At 75.0% G+C, this 23,468-nt stretch carries 25 protein-coding genes; 7 read left to right on the top strand and 18 right to left on the bottom strand.

Annotated features, from left to right (window positions below; all coding sequences use genetic code 11):
- Positions 1-37 precede the first annotated feature (37 nt).
- The 11 genes from RKE29_RS07050 to RKE29_RS07000 all read right to left on the bottom strand — a co-directional run bounded on the left by RKE29_RS07050 (position 38) and on the right by RKE29_RS07000 (position 11,202).
- Positions 38-1,618 (bottom strand): prenyltransferase/squalene oxidase repeat-containing protein, encoded by a 1,581-nt coding sequence (locus RKE29_RS07050; RefSeq protein ID WP_312004188.1) that lies wholly within the window; start codon positions 1,616-1,618, stop codon positions 38-40.
- A gap of 803 nt (positions 1,619-2,421) precedes the next feature.
- Positions 2,422-3,336 (bottom strand): NAD(P)-dependent oxidoreductase, encoded by a 915-nt coding sequence (locus RKE29_RS07045; protein WP_312004187.1) that lies wholly within the window; start codon positions 3,334-3,336, stop codon positions 2,422-2,424.
- 2 nt (positions 3,337-3,338) lie between these two features.
- Positions 3,339-3,863, bottom strand: a complete 525-nt coding sequence (locus RKE29_RS07040) for a DUF6125 family protein (protein WP_312004186.1) — start codon at positions 3,861-3,863, stop codon at positions 3,339-3,341.
- Positions 3,860-5,551, bottom strand: a complete 1,692-nt coding sequence (locus tag RKE29_RS07035; protein ID WP_312004185.1) for a class I adenylate-forming enzyme family protein — start codon at positions 5,549-5,551, stop codon at positions 3,860-3,862. Before RKE29_RS07035 ends, RKE29_RS07040 begins: the two co-directional genes overlap by 4 nt.
- Positions 5,548-6,174, bottom strand: a complete 627-nt coding sequence (locus RKE29_RS07030; RefSeq protein ID WP_312004184.1) for a hypothetical protein — start codon at positions 6,172-6,174, stop codon at positions 5,548-5,550. The genes RKE29_RS07035 and RKE29_RS07030 overlap by 4 nt, the downstream gene beginning before the upstream one ends.
- Entirely contained in the window at positions 6,171-7,367 is a 1,197-nt protein-coding gene (locus RKE29_RS07025; protein ID WP_312004183.1) for a beta-ketoacyl-[acyl-carrier-protein] synthase family protein, read from the bottom strand. Before RKE29_RS07025 ends, RKE29_RS07030 begins: the two co-directional genes overlap by 4 nt.
- On the bottom strand, positions 7,364-7,648 hold the full coding sequence (locus RKE29_RS07020) for an acyl carrier protein (RefSeq protein WP_312004182.1): 285 nt from the start codon (positions 7,646-7,648) through the stop codon (positions 7,364-7,366). Before RKE29_RS07020 ends, RKE29_RS07025 begins: the two co-directional genes overlap by 4 nt.
- A complete protein-coding gene (locus RKE29_RS07015) occupies positions 7,645-7,917 on the bottom strand; it encodes an acyl carrier protein (RefSeq protein WP_312004181.1) in 273 nt (90 codons plus the stop codon). The genes RKE29_RS07020 and RKE29_RS07015 overlap by 4 nt, the downstream gene beginning before the upstream one ends.
- A gap of 56 nt (positions 7,918-7,973) precedes the next feature.
- Positions 7,974-9,362, bottom strand: coding sequence for a fatty acid--CoA ligase family protein (locus RKE29_RS07010; RefSeq protein ID WP_312004180.1), 1,389 nt, complete (start codon positions 9,360-9,362; stop codon positions 7,974-7,976).
- Positions 9,362-10,402 carry a 3-dehydroquinate synthase II gene (locus RKE29_RS07005; RefSeq protein WP_312004179.1) on the bottom strand — a complete coding sequence of 347 codons (1,041 nt, stop codon included), beginning with the start codon at positions 10,400-10,402 and terminating at the stop codon, positions 9,362-9,364. The genes RKE29_RS07010 and RKE29_RS07005 overlap by 1 nt, the downstream gene beginning before the upstream one ends.
- Positions 10,399-11,202 carry a 2-amino-3,7-dideoxy-D-threo-hept-6-ulosonate synthase gene (locus RKE29_RS07000; protein WP_312004178.1) on the bottom strand — a complete coding sequence of 268 codons (804 nt, stop codon included), beginning with the start codon at positions 11,200-11,202 and terminating at the stop codon, positions 10,399-10,401. The genes RKE29_RS07005 and RKE29_RS07000 overlap by 4 nt, the downstream gene beginning before the upstream one ends.
- Before the next feature lie 203 nt (positions 11,203-11,405).
- Here RKE29_RS07000 and RKE29_RS06995 point away from each other — a divergent pair, with 203 nt between their 5' ends.
- Genes RKE29_RS06995 through RKE29_RS06985 form a run of 3 tightly spaced genes read left to right on the top strand, consistent with a single transcriptional unit; the run spans position 11,406 to position 14,537 of the window.
- Positions 11,406-12,011: a flavodoxin family protein gene (locus RKE29_RS06995; protein WP_312004177.1), complete on the top strand. Its 606-nt coding sequence runs from the start codon at positions 11,406-11,408 to the stop codon at positions 12,009-12,011.
- Positions 12,008-13,615 carry an MFS transporter gene (locus tag RKE29_RS06990; RefSeq protein WP_312004176.1) on the top strand — a complete coding sequence of 536 codons (1,608 nt, stop codon included), beginning with the start codon at positions 12,008-12,010 and terminating at the stop codon, positions 13,613-13,615. Before RKE29_RS06995 ends, RKE29_RS06990 begins: the two co-directional genes overlap by 4 nt.
- Positions 13,569-14,537: a LysR family transcriptional regulator gene (locus tag RKE29_RS06985; RefSeq protein ID WP_312004175.1), complete on the top strand. Its 969-nt coding sequence runs from the start codon at positions 13,569-13,571 to the stop codon at positions 14,535-14,537. The genes RKE29_RS06990 and RKE29_RS06985 overlap by 47 nt, the downstream gene beginning before the upstream one ends.
- 154 nt (positions 14,538-14,691) lie before the next feature.
- On the opposite strand, the gene RKE29_RS06980 is transcribed toward RKE29_RS06985, so the two are convergent.
- Together RKE29_RS06980 and RKE29_RS06975 are read right to left on the bottom strand one after the other, a co-directional pair.
- Positions 14,692-15,909: a HAMP domain-containing sensor histidine kinase gene (locus RKE29_RS06980; RefSeq protein WP_312004174.1), complete on the bottom strand. Its 1,218-nt coding sequence runs from the start codon at positions 15,907-15,909 to the stop codon at positions 14,692-14,694.
- 92 nt (positions 15,910-16,001) lie between these two features.
- Positions 16,002-16,697 carry a response regulator transcription factor gene (locus RKE29_RS06975; RefSeq protein WP_312004173.1) on the bottom strand — a complete coding sequence of 232 codons (696 nt, stop codon included), beginning with the start codon at positions 16,695-16,697 and terminating at the stop codon, positions 16,002-16,004.
- A 499-nt stretch (positions 16,698-17,196) separates the two neighbouring features.
- Between RKE29_RS06975 and RKE29_RS06970 the strand changes: the two genes are divergently transcribed.
- Positions 17,197-17,532 carry a GNAT family N-acetyltransferase gene (locus RKE29_RS06970; protein WP_312004172.1) on the top strand — a complete coding sequence of 112 codons (336 nt, stop codon included), beginning with the start codon at positions 17,197-17,199 and terminating at the stop codon, positions 17,530-17,532.
- A 193-nt stretch (positions 17,533-17,725) separates the two neighbouring features.
- Here the strand turns inward: RKE29_RS06970 and RKE29_RS06965 are convergent, their stop codons facing one another.
- Positions 17,726-18,694 (bottom strand): AsnC family transcriptional regulator, encoded by a 969-nt coding sequence (locus tag RKE29_RS06965; RefSeq protein WP_312004171.1) that lies wholly within the window; start codon positions 18,692-18,694, stop codon positions 17,726-17,728.
- 113 nt (positions 18,695-18,807) lie between these two features.
- Here RKE29_RS06965 and RKE29_RS06960 point away from each other — a divergent pair, with 113 nt between their 5' ends.
- Positions 18,808-19,659, top strand: a complete 852-nt coding sequence (locus tag RKE29_RS06960) for an inositol monophosphatase (RefSeq protein ID WP_312004170.1) — start codon at positions 18,808-18,810, stop codon at positions 19,657-19,659.
- A 437-nt stretch (positions 19,660-20,096) separates the two neighbouring features.
- Here RKE29_RS06960 and RKE29_RS06955 read toward each other — a convergent pair whose 3' ends face one another.
- The 4 genes from RKE29_RS06955 to RKE29_RS06940 form a co-directional block, all read right to left on the bottom strand.
- On the bottom strand, positions 20,097-20,648 hold the full coding sequence (locus RKE29_RS06955) for a hypothetical protein (RefSeq protein ID WP_312004169.1): 552 nt from the start codon (positions 20,646-20,648) through the stop codon (positions 20,097-20,099).
- Positions 20,649-20,780: 132 nt separating this feature from the next.
- Entirely contained in the window at positions 20,781-21,101 is a 321-nt protein-coding gene (locus tag RKE29_RS06950) for a hypothetical protein (protein WP_312004168.1), read from the bottom strand.
- Entirely contained in the window at positions 21,092-21,331 is a 240-nt protein-coding gene (locus RKE29_RS06945; RefSeq protein WP_312004167.1) for a hypothetical protein, read from the bottom strand. The genes RKE29_RS06950 and RKE29_RS06945 overlap by 10 nt, the downstream gene beginning before the upstream one ends.
- On the bottom strand, positions 21,328-21,489 hold the full coding sequence (locus tag RKE29_RS06940; protein ID WP_312004166.1) for a hypothetical protein: 162 nt from the start codon (positions 21,487-21,489) through the stop codon (positions 21,328-21,330). Before RKE29_RS06940 ends, RKE29_RS06945 begins: the two co-directional genes overlap by 4 nt.
- Before the next feature lie 410 nt (positions 21,490-21,899).
- Between RKE29_RS06940 and RKE29_RS06935 the strand changes: the two genes are divergently transcribed.
- Complete coding sequence (locus tag RKE29_RS06935; RefSeq protein ID WP_312004165.1) at positions 21,900-23,129, top strand: helix-turn-helix transcriptional regulator; 1,230 nt, start codon at positions 21,900-21,902, stop codon at positions 23,127-23,129.
- A complete protein-coding gene (locus tag RKE29_RS06930; RefSeq protein WP_312004202.1) occupies positions 23,096-23,320 on the top strand; it encodes a DUF397 domain-containing protein in 225 nt (74 codons plus the stop codon). Before RKE29_RS06935 ends, RKE29_RS06930 begins: the two co-directional genes overlap by 34 nt.
- Positions 23,321-23,468: the final 148 nt, after the last annotated feature.

Raw genomic sequence — 23,468 nt, 5'->3', positions numbered from 1 at the left:
CGAGTCGGTTGCGCGGTGCGCGCGGCTGGTGACGGGTTCAGGCCCTGGCGGCGGGCGCCCCGGCCGCGGGCGGGCCCCGCAGGAGGTCGATGAGTCCGCGGCAGGTCAGGGCGTGTGCCTGGGACGGCACGTCGGTCAGGAACGGCCGCGGGCCGCACATGGAGGGGTCCGGCTCGGTCCAGGTGCCGTCGTCCCGTTGGCTGTCGATCAGGAAGCGGGCGGCCCGCGCCCGCGCCTGCGGTGTGCCGGTGCCGCAGCGGGTGAGAACGGTCGCGGCGAGGCCCGTCGCCGCCGGGCTGGACCTGCTCCCGCCCGGGAACGCGGGCCAGCCGCCGTCCCTGTTCTGAGCGGACGCCAGGGCCCTGGCCTCGGCGCGGGCCTCGGCGGTGTGCCAGCCCACCGCGGGGCTGATCTCCGCGGCCGGGTAGCCGGGGAAGACGTACCAGTCGGCGGTCCAGCCGCCGGCACCGCGGTGCTGCCGCCGAAGCCAGCGAGCCGCCGGCGTGACGTCGACCTCCTCGGGGCCGTGGGCGCGTATTCCGGCGACCATGTGCGCGACAGTGTCCTGGGCCACGGTGTCACGGGCGGTGGTCCATGTGGTCCATAGTCCCCGGTCGTCCTGGTGGTCGCGCGCGTAACCGGCGGCGGCCGGCCACGCCCGGCGGCCCTGGCCGGTGCCGGCCAGGGCGAGCAGCGTGCTCCCCGTGGTGTCGGCGTCGCAGGCCAGACCGTTGCCGGCGATCGCCGCCGACACGCTTCCCCACCCTCCCTGCGGGGACTGGGCGCGGGCGAGGAAGTCCAGCGCCCTGGGCCGGGCGCGGGTGTCGAAAACGGAGTGGCCGCGCAGGCAGCGGACCATGAGGCCGGTGTCCCAGATGTCGAACGTGGTGAACCGCCACGTCCCGTCCGTGTGCTGGTCCGCCAGGAGCCTGCCCGTGCAGCCACGTGTGGCAGCCCGTCCCGGTGCGACCAGGGCCAGCGCCAGGCAGGCCGTGGCGGCGACCAGCGGCATGGCGTGGAACGAGCCGTCCGCGGCCTGCTCGGCGGTCAGCGCGGCAACGGTGTCGCCGTCCACCGGCAGGCCGACAGCGTGCCCGGCGATCAGCTTGGCGGACAGGAGCTGGGCTCGGTGCCAGCCCGTCAGGGAAGCGCCGCCCTCGGGACCGAGGGCCGCTGTGGCGTGGGCGTGGAGTTCGCGCGGGGAGCAGTTCGGCGCGCCCGCGGCCACGCCGATCGTGTGCAGAAGCATCAGGCGACGCCTGTGGGCGGCGCCGGCGCGCGGCAGAGCGGGCATGGCGGGAGGAACTGCGGGATTGAGGGCGAGGGCACGGAACCACTCGTCCGCCGCCGCCGTGAAGGCGTCGTGCCGTTGGGGTTCGGCCTGTCGCAGCCACGCGTGCGCACGGTCCTGGTGCGGGCAGCCGCATCCCGCCTTGGCCAGGGCGAGGGGCACGACGGCGTTCTCCAGGATGCGGGGCTGCGCGGGTGTCGCCCACGAGCCGTCTGACCGCTGCGTTTCCAGGCTGGCGGCAGCGGCCCGGTCGAGGCAGCGCCGCGTCGCGCGGGCCGGCTCCGGCGTTTCTCCCAGAGCGTGGTGTGAATGACGGAGGCTGCTCATGACGGCTCCTTGGCAGCGCGGGCGAAAGCCGTGGGATGTCCGATGGGGAAGCCGGAGGAAGGGCCGGTTCCGCGGTGCCGTGCCAGAGCGGAGGCGGCGCCGGGAATCCGTACGGTCTCGAAAAGGCGGGGCGCAACCGCTGGGACCGGGCCTCGGTGACCAGGGCCGCGCGGATCGCGGACCACAGCCGACTGGCGCGCGGATGCGGCTTGACCACGTGGTAGCCCGTCCGAGGAGGCGCCGTACCCGCACGACCTGGCGCGGGTGCCCGCTCGCCCGGGCCGCCTCTCGGCTCGCGGTGCGGTGGCACGGCCCGCGCGCGTTCCCTCCAGGGACGGTGTCGGACGGGGGACAGACCGGGATCACCATGGCGTACGCGCATCCTCGCAACAGGCCGGTAGCCGCCGACCGCCCCGGGGACGGCGCGGAGACAGTCGGCGGTCTGGTGCCCATCAGCACACCGCGGCCGGACGGGAGCGGGGAACGCGACGGAGGCGCGTACCGGGTGAACGTGCTGAACACCGCCGTCCCCGCCGGGGCGGTATCGAAGGCGGCGGCGAGGTCTTCCACCCGGACGCACGGGGCTACGGGTCGCCGATCAGCTCGCCGGGGCTCAGTGGCTCAGAGCCGGCAGCGGCGGTCAGGCTTGCGTCGATGTGGCCTTCCCCGACCAGGGCCTCGTGCCCTGCGCGACTCGAAGGCCACCTCCGCGTCCGGCTCCTCAACGTCCGGGGCTCGCGCGGTTGCCCGTCCGCACTCCGCCCACCGGTCGCGCTGCAAATCCTCCAGCTCCCCGCGCACGGTCACCCGCCCGCCAGGGCCGCCCGCCAGCTCGGCACCGCCGGTTTCCAGTCGAGCGCCTGCCGCGCGCGGTCGTTGGCCGCGCCCCGCAGGGCCGTGAGCTGGTACGCGGTGAACCAGCCCAGCAGCCGCTCGGCCAGCTCCGCGGGCAGGGTCCGGGGCGCGGGCGCGCCGAGCAGGCGGGCGTACTCGGGCAGCCACACCGCCGCCTCGGCCGGGTCGTCGTCGGTCACGTTGAACACCCCGTCCGCCGCCGCTTCGACGGCGGCCACCGCGGCCCGAGCGGCGTCCTCGACGTGCAGGAACGAGGTGACCCCGGCGGCGGTCTCCGGCAGGGGCAGCCTGCCGCGGGCCACCGCGCCGCCGAGCCGGCCGGCCCGGTCGTAGAGGGTTCCGGGCCCGTACAGGGTGCCGTAGCGCAGCACGGTGCCGGGGAGGTCCGGGGCGCCGAGCACCTGGCGTTCCAGGTCGGCGACCGCGTCCACGGTGCGCGCCCAGCCGGGGTCCGGCGCGTCGAGGTAGAGGGCGGCGTCCTCGGTGAGCACCCGGCCGCCGTGCGGAGCGGTGGCGAAGGCGATGCTCTGCGCCACGATCCGGGCGGCTCCGGCCGCCCTGGCCGCGGCGATCAGGTGCGCGGTGCCCTCGGTGCGCAGCCGGGCCGTGTGCGCGAGGTCGTCCGGCGTACCGGCGCGCAGCGCGGTCAGCTGGTGCACCACCACGTCGGGCCGGGCCGGCGGCACGGCCGCGCGTACCGCCGCGCCGTCCAGCGCGTCGGCCACCACGACGCCGTCCAGGTCCAGCCCGGCCGCCCGGGACGGGTCCCGTACCAGCGCGGTGACGTGGTGGCCGCGGGCGCGCAGGCGCGGGACCAGTGCGCGGCCGACGCGTCCGGTGGCGCCGGCGAGCAGGACACGCATCGTCAGCCCCCGTCCGCCGGGTCCGCCACCCGCATCAGCAGCCGGCACGCGGAGTCGCCGTCCCGCAGGCAGGCGGTGGCGCAGTTGCGGGTGAGCCGCACGCCCAGGCCCTCGGACCAGCCGGCGTGGATGTCGGTGCACGGGCAGGCGTAGCCGTCGAGCGAACCGGCCATGCGGACCATGGTGACCGCGAAGTTCTGCCGCATGGTCAGCTCGATCTCCCCGCTGTCCAGCACCGCCGTGCCGCCGTCGCGCAGTTCGCTGGGGAACATCCACTCGGAGCACAGGTCGTAGCGCAGGCGCAGCTCCTCCAGGTCGGCGGCGGGCCGGCCGCCGAACTCGCGGGCGATCCGCCGGCCGGCCTGGACGGCCACGTGCCGCATGGCCTCGGCGTTGATCTCGTTGGCCGCCGCGTGCCCGAACCTCCGGGCCACTCCCTGGTACCAGCGCGCGTCGTGCGCCCACCACTGCCGGTACACGTCCATGGGCCGCGGGCGGACGCCGCCGCGGTCGCCGGTCGCGGTCATCGTGGCGCCCCGCCGAACTCCCCGGCGGCCACCCGGGCCCGGAAGCGTTCGCGCATCTCGCGCTTGAGCACCTTGCCGGTGGCGCCCTTGACGACGTCGGCGGCGGCCATCCGCAGCGCTCCGGCCAGCGGCGGGAGGCCGCCGGCCGCCAGCACCCGGTTGACCTCGGCCGTCCAGCGGGCGTCGTCCCACTCCGCCGCGCCGGCGCCGACCTGGAGCAGGGCGTAGGCGTCGGCCAGCCCGTCGCCGTCCCAGTCCGCGCGTACGCCCTCGGGCGCGACCGCCACCACCGTGCAGTCCTCCAGCGCGGGCAGTTCGCGCAGCAGCAGTTCCTCGGTGCGGGTGCTGAACACGATGCCCGCGGCGGTGCGGACGGCGTCCGGCGCGCGGTCCAGGTGGTAGAAGTTGCCGTCCTCGTCCCGGTAGGCCAGGTCGCCGGTCAGCCAGTAGCCGCCGAGCCGCAGGCGGTGGAAGGTCAGCGAGTCGTTCCAGTAGCCAGGGGTGAGCGTGGGGGAGCGGACGCCGAGCCGGCCCACCTCGCCGGGCGGCAGCGGGGTGCCGTCCTCGGCGAGCACCGCCGCCTGGGCGAAGCTCATCGGCTTGCCGACGCGGCGCGCGAACGCCGACCCGCCGGGCCGGTGCCCGTTGTGGAAGATCGAGTAGCCGGTCTCGGAGGAGCCGAGCCCGTCGGTGAAGACCGATCCGGCGACCCGGCGCCGCTTCAGGTCCCGGCCGATCGTCTCGTGGCTGCCCTGCGCGATCAGCTTGCCGATGTGCGCCTCGTGCGCCGCGTCCCCGGTGTTGTACCAGGCCTCCACGCTGGCCAGGTCGCGGGCGGCGAGGTCGTGCGCGGCCATCTCCCCGTACGTCCCGGCGAACGCGAACACCGTCGTGGGACGGAAGGACTCCATGGCGTCCAGCACGTCCGCGCCCCGCTGGCTGGACAGCATCATCACCGGCGAGCGCAGCAGGAAGCCGAACATCATGACCGACACCGCGGCGTTGTGCGAGCCGGGCAGCGCGACCAGCAGGCGGCCCATCGCCGTGCCGACCGACAGCCTCAGCCGGTGCAACTGCGCGTACAGCAGGGTCTGGTGCGTGTGCGGGACGGCCTTGGGCATGCCGGTGGTGCCCGAGGAGTGCGAGATGATGATCGGGTCGGTGTCGTGGTGGGCGTACGGGTAGCCCGGGGGCAGGGGCTCGCGGTCCTGCGCGCGGATGTCGGCCGCGGTCACGCAGAAGCCCAGGCCCAGCTCCTCCCGGCCGGGGGCCAGGACCGGGTGGTGGGCCTGGTCGGTGAGGGCGCCCACCGCGCCCTGGCGGCGTACGTACTCGCGGGCGATCTCCGGGCGGAGGTTGCCGTTGACGAAGGACGGGATCGCGCCCAGCGACGTCAGCGCGAGGAAGTTGACCGCGAACTCGGTGCTGGACCAGGTGTGGATCGCGACCGGGTCGCGCGGCCGGACACCCTGCGCGTGGTACCAGCCCGCGTAGGTCTCGACGGCCTCGTGCAGCTCGCCCAGGGTCAGCACGGTGGGCCGGGTGCCGTCCGGGGCCTGCCAGGTCCCGTCCGTCCACAGCACCGGCTCGTCCATCGGCCGGCCGTACGCCTTCAGCCGGTGGATCACGTTCCCGGCGCCCAGGGCGGCGTCCTCGATGATCCGCGCGCGTTCTTCCTTGGTGATCACGGTGTCGTCCCTTGGGTTCGGGCGGCCAGCTCGGCCAGGCCGCGGAGATTGCCGTACTCGGTGCGGGAAGTGGACAGGGCGTCGAGGGGCGGGTCGAGGGGCGGGGAGTGCAGCAGGGAGTGCAGCGGGTCGCCGCGGTCGAGCACGATCGCCACGGCCCGCTCCGCGGCGGGCGGGCCGGTGCCCATCTCGCGGTGCGCCGCCGCGGTGCGCCCGGTGGCGGCCAGTTCGACCCCGACGAGCACGACCCGGTCCAGCTCCTCGTCCTCCAGCAGCAGTTCCCCGGTGGCCAGCAGGGCGTCGGCGAGGTCGCCGGTGGCGGACAGTGCCAGCAGGGGGCCGGTGACGGCGAAGTCGCAGCTGAGCCGGCCGAGGACCGCGTTCGGAGTGCTCTGCATGAACAGCAGCGGATGGTGCACCCGCCCGGCGGCGAGCAGTCGGCTGCCGGCGTCGAGGGTCGCGGCGTCGCCCATCGCGGAGGCCAGGACCAGCGCGGTCCGGGAGCCGTCGCCCGGCCGCGCGCTCAGGGCGCGCGCGACGGCCTGGTGCACCAGCGGGCTGAAGGCGGACTCCACGAAACCGGGGACCGGCGGCGGGTCGGCGTCGGATACGGCGGCGATCACGCCCGCTCCAGGACCAGCGCGGTGTGGGTGCCGCCGAACGCGGCGTTGACGGTCATCGCCCGGCGGATCTCGGCCCTGCGCGGCCGGTTCGGCACGTAGTCGAGGTCGCACAGCGGGTCCGGCGCGGTGAATCCGGCGGTGGGCGGCAGGACGCCGTCCCGCAGGGCGAGCAGGGTGATCACGAGTTCCACCACTCCGGAGGCCTCCAGCAGGTGTCCCGTCGTGCTCTTCGTCGAGCTGACCGGGACGGCGTCGGCGTACGGGCCGAAGACCTCGCGCAGCCCCCGCGTCTCGGCGGGGTCGTTGTGCCTGGTCGCGGTGCCGTGCGCGTTCACGTAGTCGATGCGCGGGCCGCCCGCGCGGCGCAGGGCCCGGCCGGCGGCGGCGGCCAGTCCGGCGCCCTCCGGATGCGGGCGCGCCACGTGGTGGGCGTCGGCCGCGGCGCCCCAGCCGGTCAGCGCGCCGAGCGGGCGTGCGCCCCGGCGCCGGGCGCTGTCGGCCGACTCCAGCACCACGGCGGCGGCCCCGTCCCCGAGCAGCAGCCCGCTGCGGTCGGCGCAGAAGGGCCGCACCGTCCCGTCGGTGGAGAGCGCGAAGCCGGAGCCGAACTTGGCCAGGTTCTCCTCCTCCACCAGGTACGCGCCCGCGCAGACCGCGGTGTCGGCCCGGCCGGAGGCGATCAGCGCGCAGGCGTGCAGGACCGCGGTGGCCGAGGCGACGCACGCGCCGGTGAACGCCAGCCGGGGGCCGCGCACCCCGAGCGCGTCGGCCAGGGCCTCGGCCTGCCAGGCGGGGACCGTACGGGCGACGCCGCCCGCCGCGCCGTCCGTATCCTCCGCGTCCTCAGGGGAGCCGCCGGACGCGGAGCCGCCGGACGCGGCGGCGCGCCAGAACCGGGTCAGGCCGGTGAAGTCGCCCGCGGTGCCCACCAGCACGGCGGCCCGCGCGCCCGCCGGCAGTCCGGCCATGCCGACCGCGGCCCCGGCGGTCTCGGCCAGCACCTCGTGGAGCGGGGCGGCCGGGCCGTGGGTGGCCGCCATGTCCGTACGGTACGGGCCGGTGTCGAAGCGGGTGACCGGCGCGAACGCGGGACGCCCGTCGAACACGCCCGCCCGCAGCGCGTCCGCCCCGGTGCCGAACGCCGTCCGCACCCCGAACCCGGTCAGCAGCACCTCACGGCTCGCACCGCTCACGGCCGCCCGCCCACGTCCGCCGGGCCCGCCAGGGCCGCCAGGTGGTCCGTGATCCGGCGCACCGACGTGAAGTCGGCGAAGTGGGCCGCGTCCGGTTCGACCACCAGCCCGTACCGCAGCTCCACCTGGTGCAGGAACCACAGCAGCCCGAGCGAGTCCAGTGCGAACTCGGCGTCGTCGTCCAGCTCGGACGGCAGGTCGGAGAAGACCTTCGGGTCGGACAGCAGCTCCCGCACCGCCATGGCGGTGATCCGTTCCCCGGCCCCGTATTCCGCGGTCATGCCCTGGCGCCCCGCGCCACGACGTCGCCGATCAGGTCGCCCAGCTTCATCGCGCCGACCGGTTCGATGTCGGTGTCCGGGAACTCCACGCCGAACCGGCGCTCCAGACGCAGGGTCAGCTCGATCAGGCTCAGCGAGTCGAGGTCGATCCCGCCGGCGCCCAGCGGGCTGTCGTCGGTGATCTCGTCCGTGTCGAGCGGGAGGTTCATGTCCTCGGTGATCGTGCTGAGCACGAACGCGCGGATCTCCTTCTGCAAAGCCGTCTCCATGGGAAAAGCCCTTCTGTGCCGGGGGGTGGACGCGGTCTCGCGGCCGGTGGGATCGGTCAGCGGTCGGGGGCCAGGGCGAGCAGGGCGTCGCGGCGCCGGACGAGCTTGCCGTTGGAGGTGCGGGGCAGGTCCGGCAGGATGCGGACGGCCCGGGGCACCTTGTAGTCGGCCAGCCGCTCGCGGCACCAGCGCAGCAGGTCCCCGGCCGAGGGACCGCCGTCGGCCCGGGTGGACACGTACGCCTCGGTGACACCGGCGTGCACGACCACGGCGCCGGTGACTCCGGGGTGCCCGCGCAGCACGGTCTCCACCTCGCCCAGGTCGAGCTTGAGGCCGCCGACGACCACCAGCGAGTCGCCGCGGCCCAGCAGCCGTACGGCGCCGTCGGGGGCCAGCTCGGCCCGGTCGTACGTGCGCAGCCAGCCGTCGGCGTACCGGTCGCCGCCGGGCGGCAGCAGGTACGGCGAGCCGTCGGGCAGCCGGACCTCCAGTTCGCCCGCGCGGATCCGCAGCCGCACGCCGGGGGCCGCCCGGCCGACCGAGGGCCGCGCGGCGCCGCTCACGTCCATCGCGACGACGCCGGTCTCGGTGGTGCCGTACGACTCGCCGACGCCGACGCCGAACCGTTCGGCGAACCGCGCGGCGGTCTCGGGCGGCATGATCTCGCCGCCGGAGACCGCCGCCCGCAGGGCGGGCAGGGCGGGCAGCTCGCGGGCGGTGCTCAGCAGCTCGTAGTGGAACGGCGTGCCGAACACGACGTGCACGTCGTGCCGCGCGGCCGCGGCCAGCATGTCCCGGGCCGACCCGTGCCGCGCGAAGACCACCGTGACGCCCGCGGCCAGCGAGTGCAGCAGTCCCGCGATCAGGCCGAAGCTGTGCGCGGTGGAGCTGAGCAGCAGCACCCGCTCGCCGCGCGCCGGCATGCCCTCGATCCGGGTGAACCGCTCGACCTCCGCCGCCAGCGAGTCCGCGGTCCGCCCGATCACCTTGGGCAGGCCGGTCGAGCCCGAGCTGAACTGCACGAGCCGGTGACCGGTGGCCGCGGCGCGGCCGTCCGCGCACCGGGTGGTGACCAGCTCGTACCGGGCCCGGAAGCCCAGGGACGGCCTGCCGGCGAGGCCGGCGGCGACCAGGTACTGCGGGCGGCACAGCGCGCGCAGGCCGTCGACCTCGGCGTCCTTGAGCCGGTGGTCGACCAGCATCACCTGGGCGCCCAGCCGCCACAGCGCGAGCAGCGCCTCGAACTGCGTGCAGCTCGGGGGCACCCGCAGCATCACCGTGTGCCCCTCGCCGATGCCGTGCCCGGCGAACACCGCCGCCTCCGCGGACACCGCGTCCCGGACCTCCGCGCGGCTGTGCGTGCCGTCGTGGTGGACGAGGCAGGGCGTCGCGCCGGGGTGGGCGTCGAGCAGCCGGCCGACGAGGTCCCGCATGCCGCCGGCCATCAGGTCTCCTTGCAGAACTCGCCGATCGGCAGGCCCACGTGCCGCTGGTCCGTGGCCAGATGGCCCAGCAGCTCGTCGCCCTGCCGCAGCTCGGTGACGTTGAGGACCTTGCCGCCGGGGCCGAGCACCCGTACGTGCCAGTCGTCCTGCACGGTCAGGCTCACCACGACGCCCCCGGCCGACCGCGCGGTGATGGTCAGCAGCGGACGGGACTCCAGCTTGGCCCGGCCGACCACCACCCGGCGGGTCCTGCCCTCGGCGTTGACGGCCAGGGCCGTGCTGCCGGAGCGCAGCTCGCTGAGGTAGTTGGTCCGGTTGTCCGGGCCGAGCACGTAGGAGTGCAGGGCTCCGGCGTTGACCCGGAACGGGCGGGTGGGCATGTACGGCAGCGGATGGGTCTCGCTGCAACACAGGATGAAGCCGGTCGAGTACGAGCCGACCAGGATTCCCTCGTCCTCGGCGAAGTGCGTGCAGGTGTCCACGCACACCCGGTCGCCGAGCCCGTGGTGCTCGACGCGGTCGACGGTCAGGGTGGTCAGCTCCAGCGGCGGCGAGCCGGCCTCCAGCAGCCGGGCCAGGGCGAAGACCTCGGACGCGTCGGCGGGGGCGAACAGGATTCCGTCCGAGCCGCGCTCCAGCACGTCCAGCACGACCGCCGCCTCCGCCAGGTCGGCGCAGGCGGTGACCAGCTTGCCGGGGGAGCGGTCGGCGGCGGCGAGCACGATCTCCAGGGGGATCTTGGTGGGGTCGGCGAACCGGACGACGGTGTAGGGCAGCGTGACCGCGGCGGCGCAGGCCAGCCGCAGCGTCCGGTCGTCGTGGACGTCGACCCAGCCGACGGCGTCGGGGCCGAGGTCGTGCAGCCCGTCCTCCGCGGCCACCACGGTGGGGGTGACGCCGTGGACGGTCGGGGGCAGTGCCGCCAGGAGTCCCTCGTCGTCGGAGAGCACGCCCCGTATCCGGGCGTGGACGGCGGCGTCCACGATGGACTCCAGCCGTGGCTGCGGCACGGCCCGGACGTCGATCCATGCGAACTTCATGCGGCACCTGTCGCGATCGTCGGGTGGTGGGGGGCCGGGGTCTCCACGGCGTGCACGACCGCGGCGAGGCGGGCCGTCAGCGAGCCGGGCGAGGGCGAGGAGAAGATCCGGCGGCCGACCGCCAGGCCCCGGCAGCCGGCGAGCATCAGCGAGGTCCCGTAGCCGATCAGGTCGGAGCCGTCGGGCGGGCCGCCGGCGGCGAGGACCGGGAGGGGGCAGCTGTCCACCACCTCGGACATCCGGTCCGGCGGCACCGTGACCGAGGTCTTGACCAGGTCGGCGCCGAGATCCGCGGCGATGTTGACCGCGTGCGCGAGGAACGCCGGGTCGTGCGGGTCGGCGATCCGCGGTCCCCTCGGGTAGACCATCGCCAGCAGCGGCATGTTCCAGGCGTCGCACGCGGCGGCCACGGCGCCGAGGTCGGACAGCTGCCGGTGCTCGGTGTCCGAGCCGAGGTTGACGTGCACGCTCACCGCGTCCGCGCCCAGCCGCAGGGCCTCCTCGACGTCGCCGACGAGCACCTTGGCGCGGGGGTCGGCGGCGTGCCTGGTCCCGGCGCTCAGGTGCACCACCAGGCCGCAGTGGCGCAGGACCTCCGGGGCGAGGGTGCGGGCCCGGCCCTTGTGCACGACGACCGCGTCGGCGCCGCCGTCCACCAGGGCCCGGATCAGACCGTTCCAGCGGGCCTGCGGCACGACCGGCCCGTCGGAGACGCTGTGGTCGAGCGGGACGAACAGATATCTTCCGTCGCCTGCCGCCGAAAGCCTTCGCATGCGGAGCGATTTCCCGATATCGGCCATTTTCCGGATCAGCCTCTCCAACGGGATGGGCTGCGCTTCGTGATCACGCAGCCAGAATGGCACGCCCCGGTCCTGCCAGGCAGATATCGGGCACCGATAACTCTGCGGTTATGCGGCTCTGAGAACTTTCTGAGATTTCTCTGCCAGGCTGTTCGATGCGCTATCCAGCCGGATCCGGGACCGCGTTTTTCGAGGAGACTGGTGTGACCGCTTCAACCGACCGGGTACGCGTCTCGATCGCCTTTCACGGCGGGCGCGGACACACCGCCCGGCTGGCCGAGGCCGTGCGCGCCGGCGCGGGACAGGTCCCGTACGCCGAGGTCACCGAGGTCCAGGTGGACCGGATCACCGGCCCGCAGTGGCATCAGCTCGACGACGCCGACGCGATCGTTTTCGGCGCGCCGACGTACATGGGTACGGCATCGGGGGCCTTCCACACCTTCGCCGAGGCGAGCGGCAAGCGGTGGTTCACCCGCAAGTGGCAGGACAAGCTGGCCGCGGGTTTCACCAACTCGGGATCGATGGCGGGAGACAAGTCCGGCACCCTGGGCTATTTCGCCACCCTCGCCGCGCAGCATGGCATGACGTGGGTCAACCTGGGCCTGGCTCCCGGCTGGAACTCCGCCACCGGAAGCGAATCCGACCTGAACCGGCTCGGTTTCTTCCAGGGCGCCGCCGCGCAGTCGAACGTGGACGACAGGTCGGGCACGGTGCGCGCGTCGGACCTCGCCACCGCGGAACACCTCGGGCGCCGGGTCGCGGAACTCACCCGGATCGTCGTCGCGGGCAGGCGAGCGCTCCAGCCGTGACCGTCTCCGCACCGGCCGTACCCGCCGACGGCGAACGGGACCCCGCCGGAGCCGGCGCCGCCCGGCAGTGGCGGATCGTCGCCGTGGCGGTCCTCGCCCAGACGCTGGTCCTGCTGGACAACACGGTCCTCAACATCGCCATGGAGACCCTCGCCGACCCGGTGCGCGGGCTGGGGGCCGGCTCGTCGGACCTGGCCTGGGCCGTCGCCTCGTACTCGCTGGTCTTCGCCGCGGGCAGCTTCGCCGGCGGCGCCCTCGCCGACCGCTACGGACCGCGCCGCACCCTGATCGCCGGACTGGCGGTCCTGGCCGCCGCCTCCCTGCTGGCCGCCCGCTCGCCGAACGTCACGGCGCTCGTCGTCACGCGCGGGGCCATGGGCGCGGGCGGGGCGCTGATCACTCCCGCGACGCTGGCGCTCGTCACCCGGCATACCTCGCGGGCCGTCCGGACCAGGGCGATCGCGGTCTGGGCCTCCTCCGGCGGGGCGGCCGTCGCGCTCGGGCCGGTGGTCGGCGGGGCGCTGCTGGCGCACTTCTGGTGGGGCTCGGTGTTCCTGCTCAACCTGCCGGTGGCCGCGGTGTGCCTGGCGGGCGCCGCGTTCTGGGTGCCCGAGGCGCGCCACCCCGGGGGCAGGGTGCTGGATCTGCCGGGCCTGGCGCTGTCCGTGCTGGGCCTCGGCCTGACGGTGTACGGCGTCATCCAGGGCGGCCGCAGGCCCGGCTGGTCGAGTCCGGTCGCGCTCGTACCCCTGGCCGCCGGCCTCGCGCTGCTGGCCCTGTTCGTGGTGGTGCAGCGCCGCCGGGCCCAGCCCTCCCTCGACGTGACGCTGTTCGCCGAGCCGCGGTTCGCGGGCGGCAGCGTGACCCTCCTGCTGCTGTTCCTCGGGCTGGCGGGACAGCTCTTCTCCTGCGCCTTCTACCTCCAGGGCGTACGCGGTCTGTCGCCGCCCGCGGCCGGCGCGGTGATGGCGTCCGCCGCGGGCGGCATCGTCCTGGGCAACCAGGTCTCCCCCGCGCTCACCCGGCTGCTGACCGTCCGCTGGAGCGCGGCCGCGGGCATACTCCTCACCAGCGCCACGTTCGCCGGCTTCCTGTTCTTCGACGCCGAAACCCCGGTGGCCTGGCCCGTGCTGACGCTGTTCGCGCAGGGCGCCGGCGTCGGGCTCGTGGTCGCGCCGATGACCACGGAGATGATGGCGGCCCTGCCGCCGCGGTACACCGGCGCCGGCGCGGCCGTCGCCGCCGCGGCCCGGCCGGTGGGCAGCACGCTCGGGGTCGCGGTGCTCGGCTCGGTGCTCGCCACCGCCTACCGCCGCGCGGTCCGCCCCGCGCTCGACGGCCTGCCGCCGGCGAGCCGGAGCCGGGCCCTGGACTCCGCCGAGGCCACCCGGGCCCTGGCGCGGAAGCTGGACCGGCCCGACCTCCTGGCCGCCGCGAACCGGGCCTATCTGCACGCCATGTACGTCACCGCCGTCTGGACGGCGCTGCTGTCCCTGATCGGTGCCGTGCTCGTCATCGGGTACTTCCGGCCGCGAGAACCGACGTTGGGGGCACAACGTGGACATCGGACTGCGCCACCTGCGGATCCTGCTGACGGTGGCTGAGTCGGGCAGCATCAGCCGCGCGGCCGCCACGCTGAGCATCGCGCAACCCGGGCTGACCGCCCAGCTCCGGCGCATCGAGCAGGAGTTCGGCGGGTCGCTGTTCCGCCGCCGCCCGGACGGCGTCGTCCCGACCGAGCTGGGCGTGCACGTGCTGGGCCGGGCCAGGGAACTGCTCGACGGGTTCGGCGACCTGCTGTCCACGGCCAGGGCACTGGCCCGGTCGGCCGAACCGGCGCAGGCCGTCGCGCTGGGCGGGGTGGACAGCCCCTGGGTGCCGGTGGTCGCCTCGGCCGTACGGGACCGGCTGCCGCACTCCGAGCAGGTGACGTACCTGGAGCCCCGCTCCCAGGACGTGCTGGAGCTGCTGCGCACCGGCAAGGTCGCGCTCGCGGTGGTCAGCGAGTTCCCGGACGTAGCGCCGCCACCGGTGCGCGGCTTCGGGACGCGTCAGCTCGGTACGGAGCCGGTGCTGATCGGCCTGACCCCCGGGCACCGGCTCGCCCACCGCAAGCTGATCACTCTCGAAGAGCTGGCCGAGGAGACCTGGGTCGCGCCCGGGGACCGCTCCGACGGCCTCGGCCTGAGCCTGCGGATCGCCTGCGAGCGGGCCGGGTTCACGCCCCGCTTCCGCTACTTCGGCGCCGACCAGGCCACCGCCGCGGCCATCGTGAGCGCGGAGGACGTGGTCGGCGTCTTCACCGCCCCGGGCGGGTACTACCCGGGGATCACCGTGAAGCCGGTGGCGGGCGGGCGGCTCTGGCGCCGGACCTGGCTGGCCTGGACCCCCGGTTCGCCGCTGGCCGCGATCGCGGAGAGCCTCGACGTCGACGCCCACGCGCTGGCGGGGCGGCTCGCGGGCGCCGTGAACGCGGACACGCCCGGTGCCCGCTGGGACCGTCCGGTGCACCGGGCCGCGTGGTGACGCGGAACGCCCGGTGCCCGCAGGCGGCACACCTGGCCGACGCCCGGGAGACGCCGGAGCCGGGGGACGCCCGGGCCGGGGACGCCCGGGCCGGGGACGCCTGTCCGACGCCCGGGCCGGGGAGCCTGTCCGACGCCCGGGAGACCGGGGCCCCTCAGCGCCGGGACACGCCCAGACGCCGGCCGCTGCCCGTACCCACGCTCGCCGCGCCCGTCCGCGCCGCCGGCAGCTCCACGGTGAACAGCGCGCCCTCCCCGGGCCGCCCGCGGGCGGTGATCCGCCCCCGATGGGCCTCGATCACCTCGCGGGCCAGCGCCAGGCCGAGCCCGAACCGCCTGCCCTGGCCGGTGGCGCCGCGGGCGAACCGCTCGAAGAGGCGCTCGGCGTCCTGCGGGGCGAACCCCACGCCGGTGTCCCGTACGGACAGCGTCACCGTGCCGGACACCGGGGCGTGGACCGTCACCGTGACCTCACCGCCGGGCGGGGTGTGGCCCAGCGCGTTGTCCAGCAGCGCGGCGATCACCCGGCGCAGGGCCGACGCCGTGCCCGTCACCACGTGCCGTCCGGGCCCGCACCGCAGGTGCACGGCGACGCCCACCGACAGGGCCCGCGCGTCCTCCGCGGCCACCGCCTCCGCGGCGAGCGCCGCGAGGTCGACCGGCTCCCGGGACCGGGGCGAGCGGGACAGCTGCGCGGACAGCAGGAGGTCGTCGATGACGTCGCCGAGCTGCCGGGTCCCGGTCACCAGGCGCTGTATGTCCGCGGAGAGCTGGTCGGGCGCCGCCGTGCCGCACCGCCGGGCGAGCAACTGGGCGCGGGTGTGCAGCTGGGTCAGCGGGGTCCGCAGCTCGTGGCTGGCGTCCGCGACGAACCGCCGCTGCCGTTCCAGCGCCTCGGTCAGCGGGGTCATCGCGCGCCGCGCGATCCGGCCGCTGGCGACGGCGACGAGCAGCAGGCCGAGCGACTCGGCCGCCCCGAAGGCCAGCAGCAGATGCCTCCGGTCGGCACGCTGGAACCTCTCGCCGTACGCCGCCTGGACGACCAGGGAGCCGCGCCGCGCGGTCCGCACCGTGTAGTGCTGGCCGCCGCGCGTCACCCGTTCCAGCATCGCGGGGGCGCCGTCGCGGACCGCGGTCATGCTGGACGTCACGGGCAGGCCGGCGGGCATGCCGGGAGTGTGGGTCACCACGCCGTCGCGCTCGACGGTCATCCACACGCACACGGGCGGGCTGTCGATGGTGTTGTGCTCGATGCCCCACTGGGTCTCGCGTTCCGCGTCGGCGCGCTGTGCGACCAGCACGGCACCGTAGACGACGGCCCCGACGAGCAGGATGATCACCGACATCACCAGCGAGATGCGCAGGGTGATCATCCACTGCGCGCGTGCCAGCCGCCGCCGCTCGGGACCCTTCGTCCGCTCGGGGCCCCTGCTCCGCCTGCCCACGGAGCAGACCGGGTACGGGTTCACAGCGCTCCCATCTGGTAGCCGCGCCCGTGCACGGTACGGACCACGTCGCGGCCCAGTTTCCGCCGCAGATAGTAGACATAGGTGTCGACGATGGACTCGGCGGAGGTGTCGGGGAACACCCGCTTGCGCAGCTCTGCCCGGTCGTGGACCTGCCGCGGGGCCTCCGCGAGGGTGTGCAGCAGGTTGAACTCGCGCAGGGACAGCCCGACCTGCCCGCCGTCGGCCAGGCGCACCTCACGGAGCCTGAGGTCCAACTGCCCGGCCCCGAGCGGAAGGACCTCGGCGGCGGACAGGTCGCGGCGTTGCAGCGCCCGCACCCTGGCCAGCAGTTCGTCCACCTCGAAGGGCTTGACCAGGTAGTCGTCCGCGCCGGAGTCGAGCCCGGCGACCCGCTCCTCCAGCTCCCCCAGCGCGGTCAGGATCAGGACCCGCGTCGCGACGCCGACCCTGCGCAGCCGTTTCACGAGGTCCAGGCCGTCGATGCCGGGAAGCATCCGGTCGATGACCATCACCTCGTGCTGCCTGCTCAGGCCGAGATGCAGCCCCCGGTGGCCGTCGAGCGCCACCTCGACGTGGTAGCCCTCCATGGTGAACAGCTCGGCCAGCATGTCCGCGGTGTCCCGGTCGTCCTCGACCACGAGCAGCCGCCCCCGGTCGGCCGCCGGCCGGTTCTCACCGGTTGGGGAGTTCATTGGTTCATCTTCGCAGCGGGCCCACGGGGGAGGCGAGGGGTGCGGCGGGCACCACCCGGAGCCCGGAGACCGGGCAGGCGGGCCGCAGACCGTGGCGCCCGGAGACGCTGCCGAGCTTGGACGTCTTCCGGCCTGGCCGGGTCCCAGCTGAGGTCGCTCACCGCACCGTCGAAGTGGCGGCAGGGTGCGGGAAGCGGCGCGCGGCCCCTGGTATCCCCGTCCGGCGCGAGGGCAGAGCCGTCGGCCCCGCCGGGCAGGCCCTGAGGTCGACGGGGCTCCCGAGACGTACTATGCGCGGTATGCGGTGGAATCTCGTCGGACGACGCTTTGACGACGAGGCCGTCCAGCACCGGAACACCCGGCAGACCACCCCGGCCCGCCCGGTGCCCGGTCCGGAGACGGCCACGGCGGAGACCGTCTCCCCGCCCCAGCCCCCGCCGGCCCCCTCACCCCCACCGCGCGCGGCAGCCCGCGCGCACCGCACGCGAGAGGCACGCCCATGACCCAGCCCGGCGCCCCGGTCGTCCGACGAGCCGACGACAAGCACCGCTACGAGATCCTGGTCGACGGCGAACTCGCCGGCTTCACCGAATACCGCGACCGCGACCGCCAGCGCGTCTTCTACCATACGGAGATCGGCGACGCCTTCGCCGGACGGGGCCTCGGCGCCGTACTGGTGGAGCAGGCCCTGACCGACGTGCGCGAGGCCGGGCTGCGGGCCGTGCCGGTCTGCCCGTACGTGGCGAAGTTCGTACGGAAGCATGAGGAGTTCGCCGACCTGGCCGACCCCGTCGGCGCGGAGGTCCTGCGGTGGCTGGATACGGCCCTGCGCTGAGCGACCGGCGGCGTACGTGCGTACCGGGCGAGCCGCCCCGCACACCGGTCGGCCCAGCGAACCGACGCCGCCGGCCCCGGGCAGCGCCCCCTGCCCCGCGTGCCGCTGAGCCGCGCCCGCTGTCGCCCGTAACCGCCCGTCCGGGCGCGGCCACCGGCCGACGACCCGGGCGCCACCGCCTCCCGGCCCGGCCTCAGCCGATGACCGCCGGAGCCCCCGGGCGCTTGACCGCCTGCCCGACGATCACCGTCTCCGCGCTGTCGACGCCGAGCGCGCCCAGCTCCTCGCTGACGAACCGGTAGAGGTGCGGCAGGCCGCGCACCCAGACCGCGGCGTGCAGGTTGGCCGTTCCGGTGGTGGCGAAGGCGCCGTGTACGGCCGGGTGGGCGGCCAGGGCCCGGCCGACCGCGTCGAGCCGGGCGGGCGGCACCCGCATCATCACGTTCGCGTCGATGGCCAGCCCGAGCCGCCTGACATCCACCACCACCTGCGTGCGCAGCGCGCCCGAGGCCGCCAGCCGGGCGATGCGGCGCCGCACGGTGGACTCCGGCGCGCCCGTACGGGCGGCGACGGCGGCGGCCGGGGCGCGTGCGTCGGCGCGCAGCGCGGCGAGGACGGCGCGGTCGAGGTCGTCCGGCGGGTCCGGCGGGGTGCCGCCGGCCGCGTACGGCGGCGCCAGGGCCTGCCGTTCGGCGGCGGTGAGCACGTCGTGCCGCCAGTCGGCGGCCTCGCGGAAGGCGTGCAGCACGGTCGCGGCCGTCACGTCGGTGACGGCCCGCGCGGACGGCAGCTGGCGGAAGACCAGCCGGTCGCGCGTGCCGGGCGCCGTCCAGGCCACGGCGGAGATCTCGTCGCCGGAGGCGGACAGGTCGATGAACGGCACGTCCTCGCGGGCCGCCAGGGCCGCCGCGATGGCGTCGGTCTTCCCCCGCAGCACGCGGATGCGCAGCAGCAGCGCCCCGATCGCCGCCGGGCGGGGCGGCAGGGCCACCACGCGCACCGTGCCGTCCATGAGCGCGCGCCACCGGCGCTGGACGGTGCGCGGGCTGAGCCCCAGGACCTCCCCGGCCCGGTGCGCGGTCAGCCGCCCGTCGTACTGGAGGGCCGCGACCAGCCGCTGATCCCGCTCGTCCAGTACGTCAACGCTCACCTCGACAGCCATGGCAGACATCTTCGCTCACCCGGCCGCCGCCCGCCGCCGGTCGTACCCCCCGCCCACCGAGGATGAAAGACACCGGAACGCACTCCACGGCCTCCTCTCGGAAAGGCACCCCCATGTCCACCACGCCCCTGTCCACGACCCCCCGCGCCGACCTGCCGACCGCACTGGCCGCCGCCGCCCGCGAGGCCGGCGACCTCCTGCTGAGAACGCCCCGCCCGGCCCCCGTCACCACCCTCGGCCAGGCGCGGCAGGTCTTCGACGCGCTGGAGGCCCCGGTCGTGGACCTCCTGCGGCGGCGCCTGGACGCGCTGCGCCCCGGCACACCGTGGACCGAAGAACTCGGCACGCGCGTGCCGACGACAGGGGAGGCGTGGGTGGTGGACGCGATCGACGGCGCGGTGCAGTTCATGCGCGGGCTGCCGCAGTTCTGCGTCAGCCTGGCCCTGGTACGGGACGGCGAACCGGTGGCCGCCGCCCTGTACGCCCCGCTGCTCGGCGAGACCTACCAGGCCGCCGCGGGCCACGGCGCCACCCGCGACGGCCGCCCGGTGGCCCCCGCCGCGGTCGCCGACCCGGCCGTGGCCGTGGTCGCCACCAGCCAGCCGCCGTTCGCCGCCGACCATCCCGAGGCGGTCCGGCAGGCGGGCCGCTCACTGACCGCGGTCCTGCCCGCCGTGGCCGCCGTACGCAACCTGGGCCCGACGTCCTGGCAGATCGCCGACACGGCGGCCGGACGCCTGGACGCCTTCTGGCAGTTCGGCAGCGACCCGGCGAACCTGCTGGCCGGCGCCCTGATCGCCCGCGAGGCCGGCGCCGTGGTCACGGACGCCGAGGGCCACCCGTGGCAACCGTCCGCCCCGGGCTTCCTGGCCGCGTCCCCGGCCTTGCACCCCACCCTCCTCGGCCTGATCGCCGAGCCGGACCCGGGGTCGGCGGTTCCCACGCTGGACGCCGCGCTCCGCTGACGCGCCGGACACGCCCGCGCGTGGAGGCCCGGACGCAGCGCCGGGGTGGGTGACAGGGGGCGGCCCCGGGGAGGTGGACGAAGGGGACGTCCCCGGGGCCTGTGCGGTCCGCGCACGCCTCCGCCGTCGGCGGCAGGGGCGCGGCGCGCGTGCGGACAGGTGAACGCCGCCGCGCGGACCGCGTCGGGTGGTCCGGCCGGGTGTTGTGCCCTGAACACCGGCCGGACCGGTCTGGGGTGGCCCGGCCCGCCCCGGCCACGGGCCCCGGAAGGAACCGGAACGGGGCGGGTGGCCGGGGGCGGAGCCGGGCCGTGGGACGGACGCGCCGGCAGTGGCCATTTCCGGCTCGGGGGATTCGCCGGGGCTGCCAGCGGGCCCGCCCCGGCTTGTCGGGGCGGTACGGCCGCGCCGCCACGAGAGCGGTACGGCCGCCGCCGCTACGGGGCCGGGGCGGCCGGACCGCCGCGCGGGCGGTACGGCCCGGGCGCTACCGGGGCCGCTACGGGCGCGGAGGCGGCCCGGCGGTGGTAGCAGCGCAGTCCGCCGCGCACCTCGCTCAGCTTCAACCGCCTCCCAGAGCCGCACGTCAGGCACCGGCACGACCACCCGCGTGAGGCCCGGCCCGGGTAGGGCTCGATCGGCTCCCACCCGGCCGCGACCATCTCCACCCGCGCCTCCTGAGCGGTCACCGGAGGCGTCCACCGCCGCTCCGCCGTCCGCCGGTCCGCCCCCGGCGGCGCCGCCCGGATGGCCTGCGCCTCGGCCGGGTCGCCGCCGGTGACCGGCTCCGGCCCGCCGATCAACTGCCCGAGGCTCGCCGCGTACTTGCGGTGGCACCGGCACGCGCACCGGCCCTCGCGGCACATCCGGTGCGCCTCGGCGATCCCGCCGCGCGCCGCCTCGCACTGCACCGACACCCAACCTCCGCCAGCGGCGGCGGCCACCACGCGCCTGCGCGCCGCCGTCCGGTCCCTGTCGGCCGCGTCCATCGGCAGTCCATCCTCTCGTCAGTGGTCGTTACGCGGCAGCGGCGGACGGAATCCGGTGCGCAGGTCGCACGGCCGACGGGGACAGGACGTACGGCCGTATCGTCAGCGCGTAGCGCGCGGTGTAGTCGCAGGTCAGGTCAGCAGGGAGAAGTGGAACCCGGCCCACAGGTACCGCACGATGTCCGCGTGCGCCTGGCCGTCCCGCTCCCAACTCCGCATGAGCTGGGCCGGGCCGGGCAGCCCGCCGGGCAGGGCGAGCAGCGCGCCACGCGGCGCCCACCCCTCGTCCGGTCGCGGGTCGAGCCCCCGAGCGAACCGTGCGGCCTGACCGCGCAGCCATGCGACCGCCTCCCCGGCAGTGTCCGCCCGGTACGCGCCGAGGCAGAACTCCCGCGACCGGTCGGGGGTCTGGGCGACCGCCCGGCACTCGAATCCGTCGATGATCACTGCCATGCCCCCGCCTCGAACCGGTACGGGCGGGTGACGTGCTCCCGGTACGCCAGGTGCTCCGGGTTGGCCCTCAGGTGCGCCACGGCCCACGCGGTACCGGCGTCGGCGTCCTCCGACCGGGGCCCGGTGCTCCCGCACGCCGCGCACTCCATGGCGAATCGGACCGGCTCCGCGTCCGGGCGCTGGTCGGGACCGATGGTGAACTCACGGAACCGGTACACCGCACGCGTCATGTCGCCTTCCTCCCCAGCAGCTTCGCGTGCTCCCGGACCTCGGCGGCCAGGTCGTCAGCGCGTCGCAGCAGTTCGCCGAGCGTCGGGCGGTCGTCGTCGCCGTCCTGCCCGTCCTGCCCGTCCGGCGGCGGCGGCGGGGGCGTGGTCGGGGTGCTCACCACGCCACCACCCGTACGCCGTGGATCACGCGCGGCCCGACGTCCACGCCGTGCACGGCGAGCCACAAGGCCCGCCGCCGCTGTCGCTGCCGCCGCCGCTCGGTACGCTCCTCGCGCGACGTCCGCCTGCCCTCGGCCCGGCGCGGCAGCCCGACCGGGCGCGCGCCCGTGGGGGTGGCAGCGCGCCCGTCCGCGCAACGACAAGCCGTTCCCAGCAGTAACAGCCTCGAAAGCGCTACCAAGATCCTTCGGATAAGGTGCGACACGTCGTCAACCTCCATGGGGTTGGTGGCCATGCCCGGGGCCGGTCGGACGGTCGCCGGGGTCTTTCCTGGTTTCTCAACCCTTCCGCCCCGGAGACCATCGGCATAGCGGCCCACTGTCGGCCGAATGTCGGCCAGAATGGAGGCATGACCAACGTCGTCGGGGCCAACATCAAGCGCCTACGCGAAGAGCGAGGTTGGAGCCAGGCGCGCCTAGCCCGGGAAGTGTGCAGGTTGGCGGGGGTCAGTGGCGAGCCGGTCGGTCGCCAGGAGATCAGCCGCTACGAAACAGGGAAGCGCACGCCCCGCGAATGGCTTCCGTTGATCGCTCAGGCGCTGGGCGTGGCTGTCGCCGATCTCAGGACGCGGCAAGACCACCCTGAACCAGCCTTGCCATGCCTGTCTGATTATCTGCCCGATGCCGACCTGCTGGACGTTCTGAGTGCCCGTACAGGGCGCCGTGTCGGCGCGGAGGCGGTTGACGATCTCCGGAAGCGCGTGCATGCGCTCAGGCTCGCTGATGACGTGATCGCCGGTGGCGACCTGGTCCGGCCCGCACTGAGGGAGCTTCGCTCCGCTGTGAAGCTCTATCGGGGCGGCGTCTATACCAGCGAGGTAGGGCGCGCACTTCTCAGGCAGATCGGCGAATTAGCGCAGATCGCAGGGTGGATCGCCAGTGATGCCGGAAAACCCGAGGAGGCGGAGCGCATCTACCGCATGGGGATGAGTGCGGCGAGCCAAGCGGAGGACCGCACGCTCGTCGGAAACCTCGCCGGATCACTCGCCTACCAGTACAGCAACACGGGACGGGTGTCCGAAGGAGTGGCGCTCGCTCGCGCCGCCTTGGCCGACGCCGGAGGCCAGGCGCCCCCGAAAGCCCGCGCGCTCTATCTGGATAGGGTGGCGTGGGCTCATACAAAGGCAGGCGAAGCACAACCCGCGATGCGGGCACTCGGTGAGGCTTCCGAGGCGTTGGCGGAAGACAGCACGGGCGCGGAATCACCATCGTACCTGTACTGGATGGACAGCGGCGAACTCCGAGTCATGGAGTCCCGCTGCTACACCGAACTGCGCCGCCCCTTGCGCGCCGTCCCTCTGCTGAGAGACGTGCTCAAGGACTACGACGCGACGCACACGCGCGAAATGGCGCTCTATCTCTCGTGGCTCGCTGTAGCTCTCTTGGACGCCAACGAACCCGAAGAAGCAGCCGCCGTAGCCGAACGGGTCATCGTGATAGCGGCGGCCGTATCCTCGAAGCGCACAGCGGACCGGGTGCGGGTGATACTGCGTCGACTGAAAGAATTCTCGGACGTACCGGAAGTTTCCTCGCTGCTTGCTGAACAATTGGAGGTAACGCCACGCAACCCGTCGACCTGAGCGCCGCCACGTGGCGCGGGAGCACGTACAGCAACGGCAGCGGCGGCCAGTGCCTCCAGATCGCCGACGACCTCCCCGCCGTCGTGCCCGTCCGCGACAGCAAGGACCCCGGCCGCGCCCCGCTCGTCTTCGAGTCCGCCGCGTGGTCGTCCTTCGTGACCACCGTCAAGCGTGGGAACCTCTCCGTCTGAGCTACCCGGCGTCCCTTGAGCGGCCCTCGAAGATCGGGGGCCGTCGTCATGTCGGCACCACGCCACCAGAGCCACCTCGGACAGCCGACGGGACACGGCTGCGCTGTTCAGAGCCCGTCCTCTAGTACTACAGCCGGTGGTTCGCGTG

Origin of the sequence: Streptomyces sp. B1866, from assembly GCF_031932565.1 — a bacterium.
In the GTDB taxonomy this organism is placed as follows: domain Bacteria; phylum Actinomycetota; class Actinomycetes; order Streptomycetales; family Streptomycetaceae; genus Streptomyces.
This window is presented reverse-complemented; position numbering and strand designations above follow the sequence as displayed.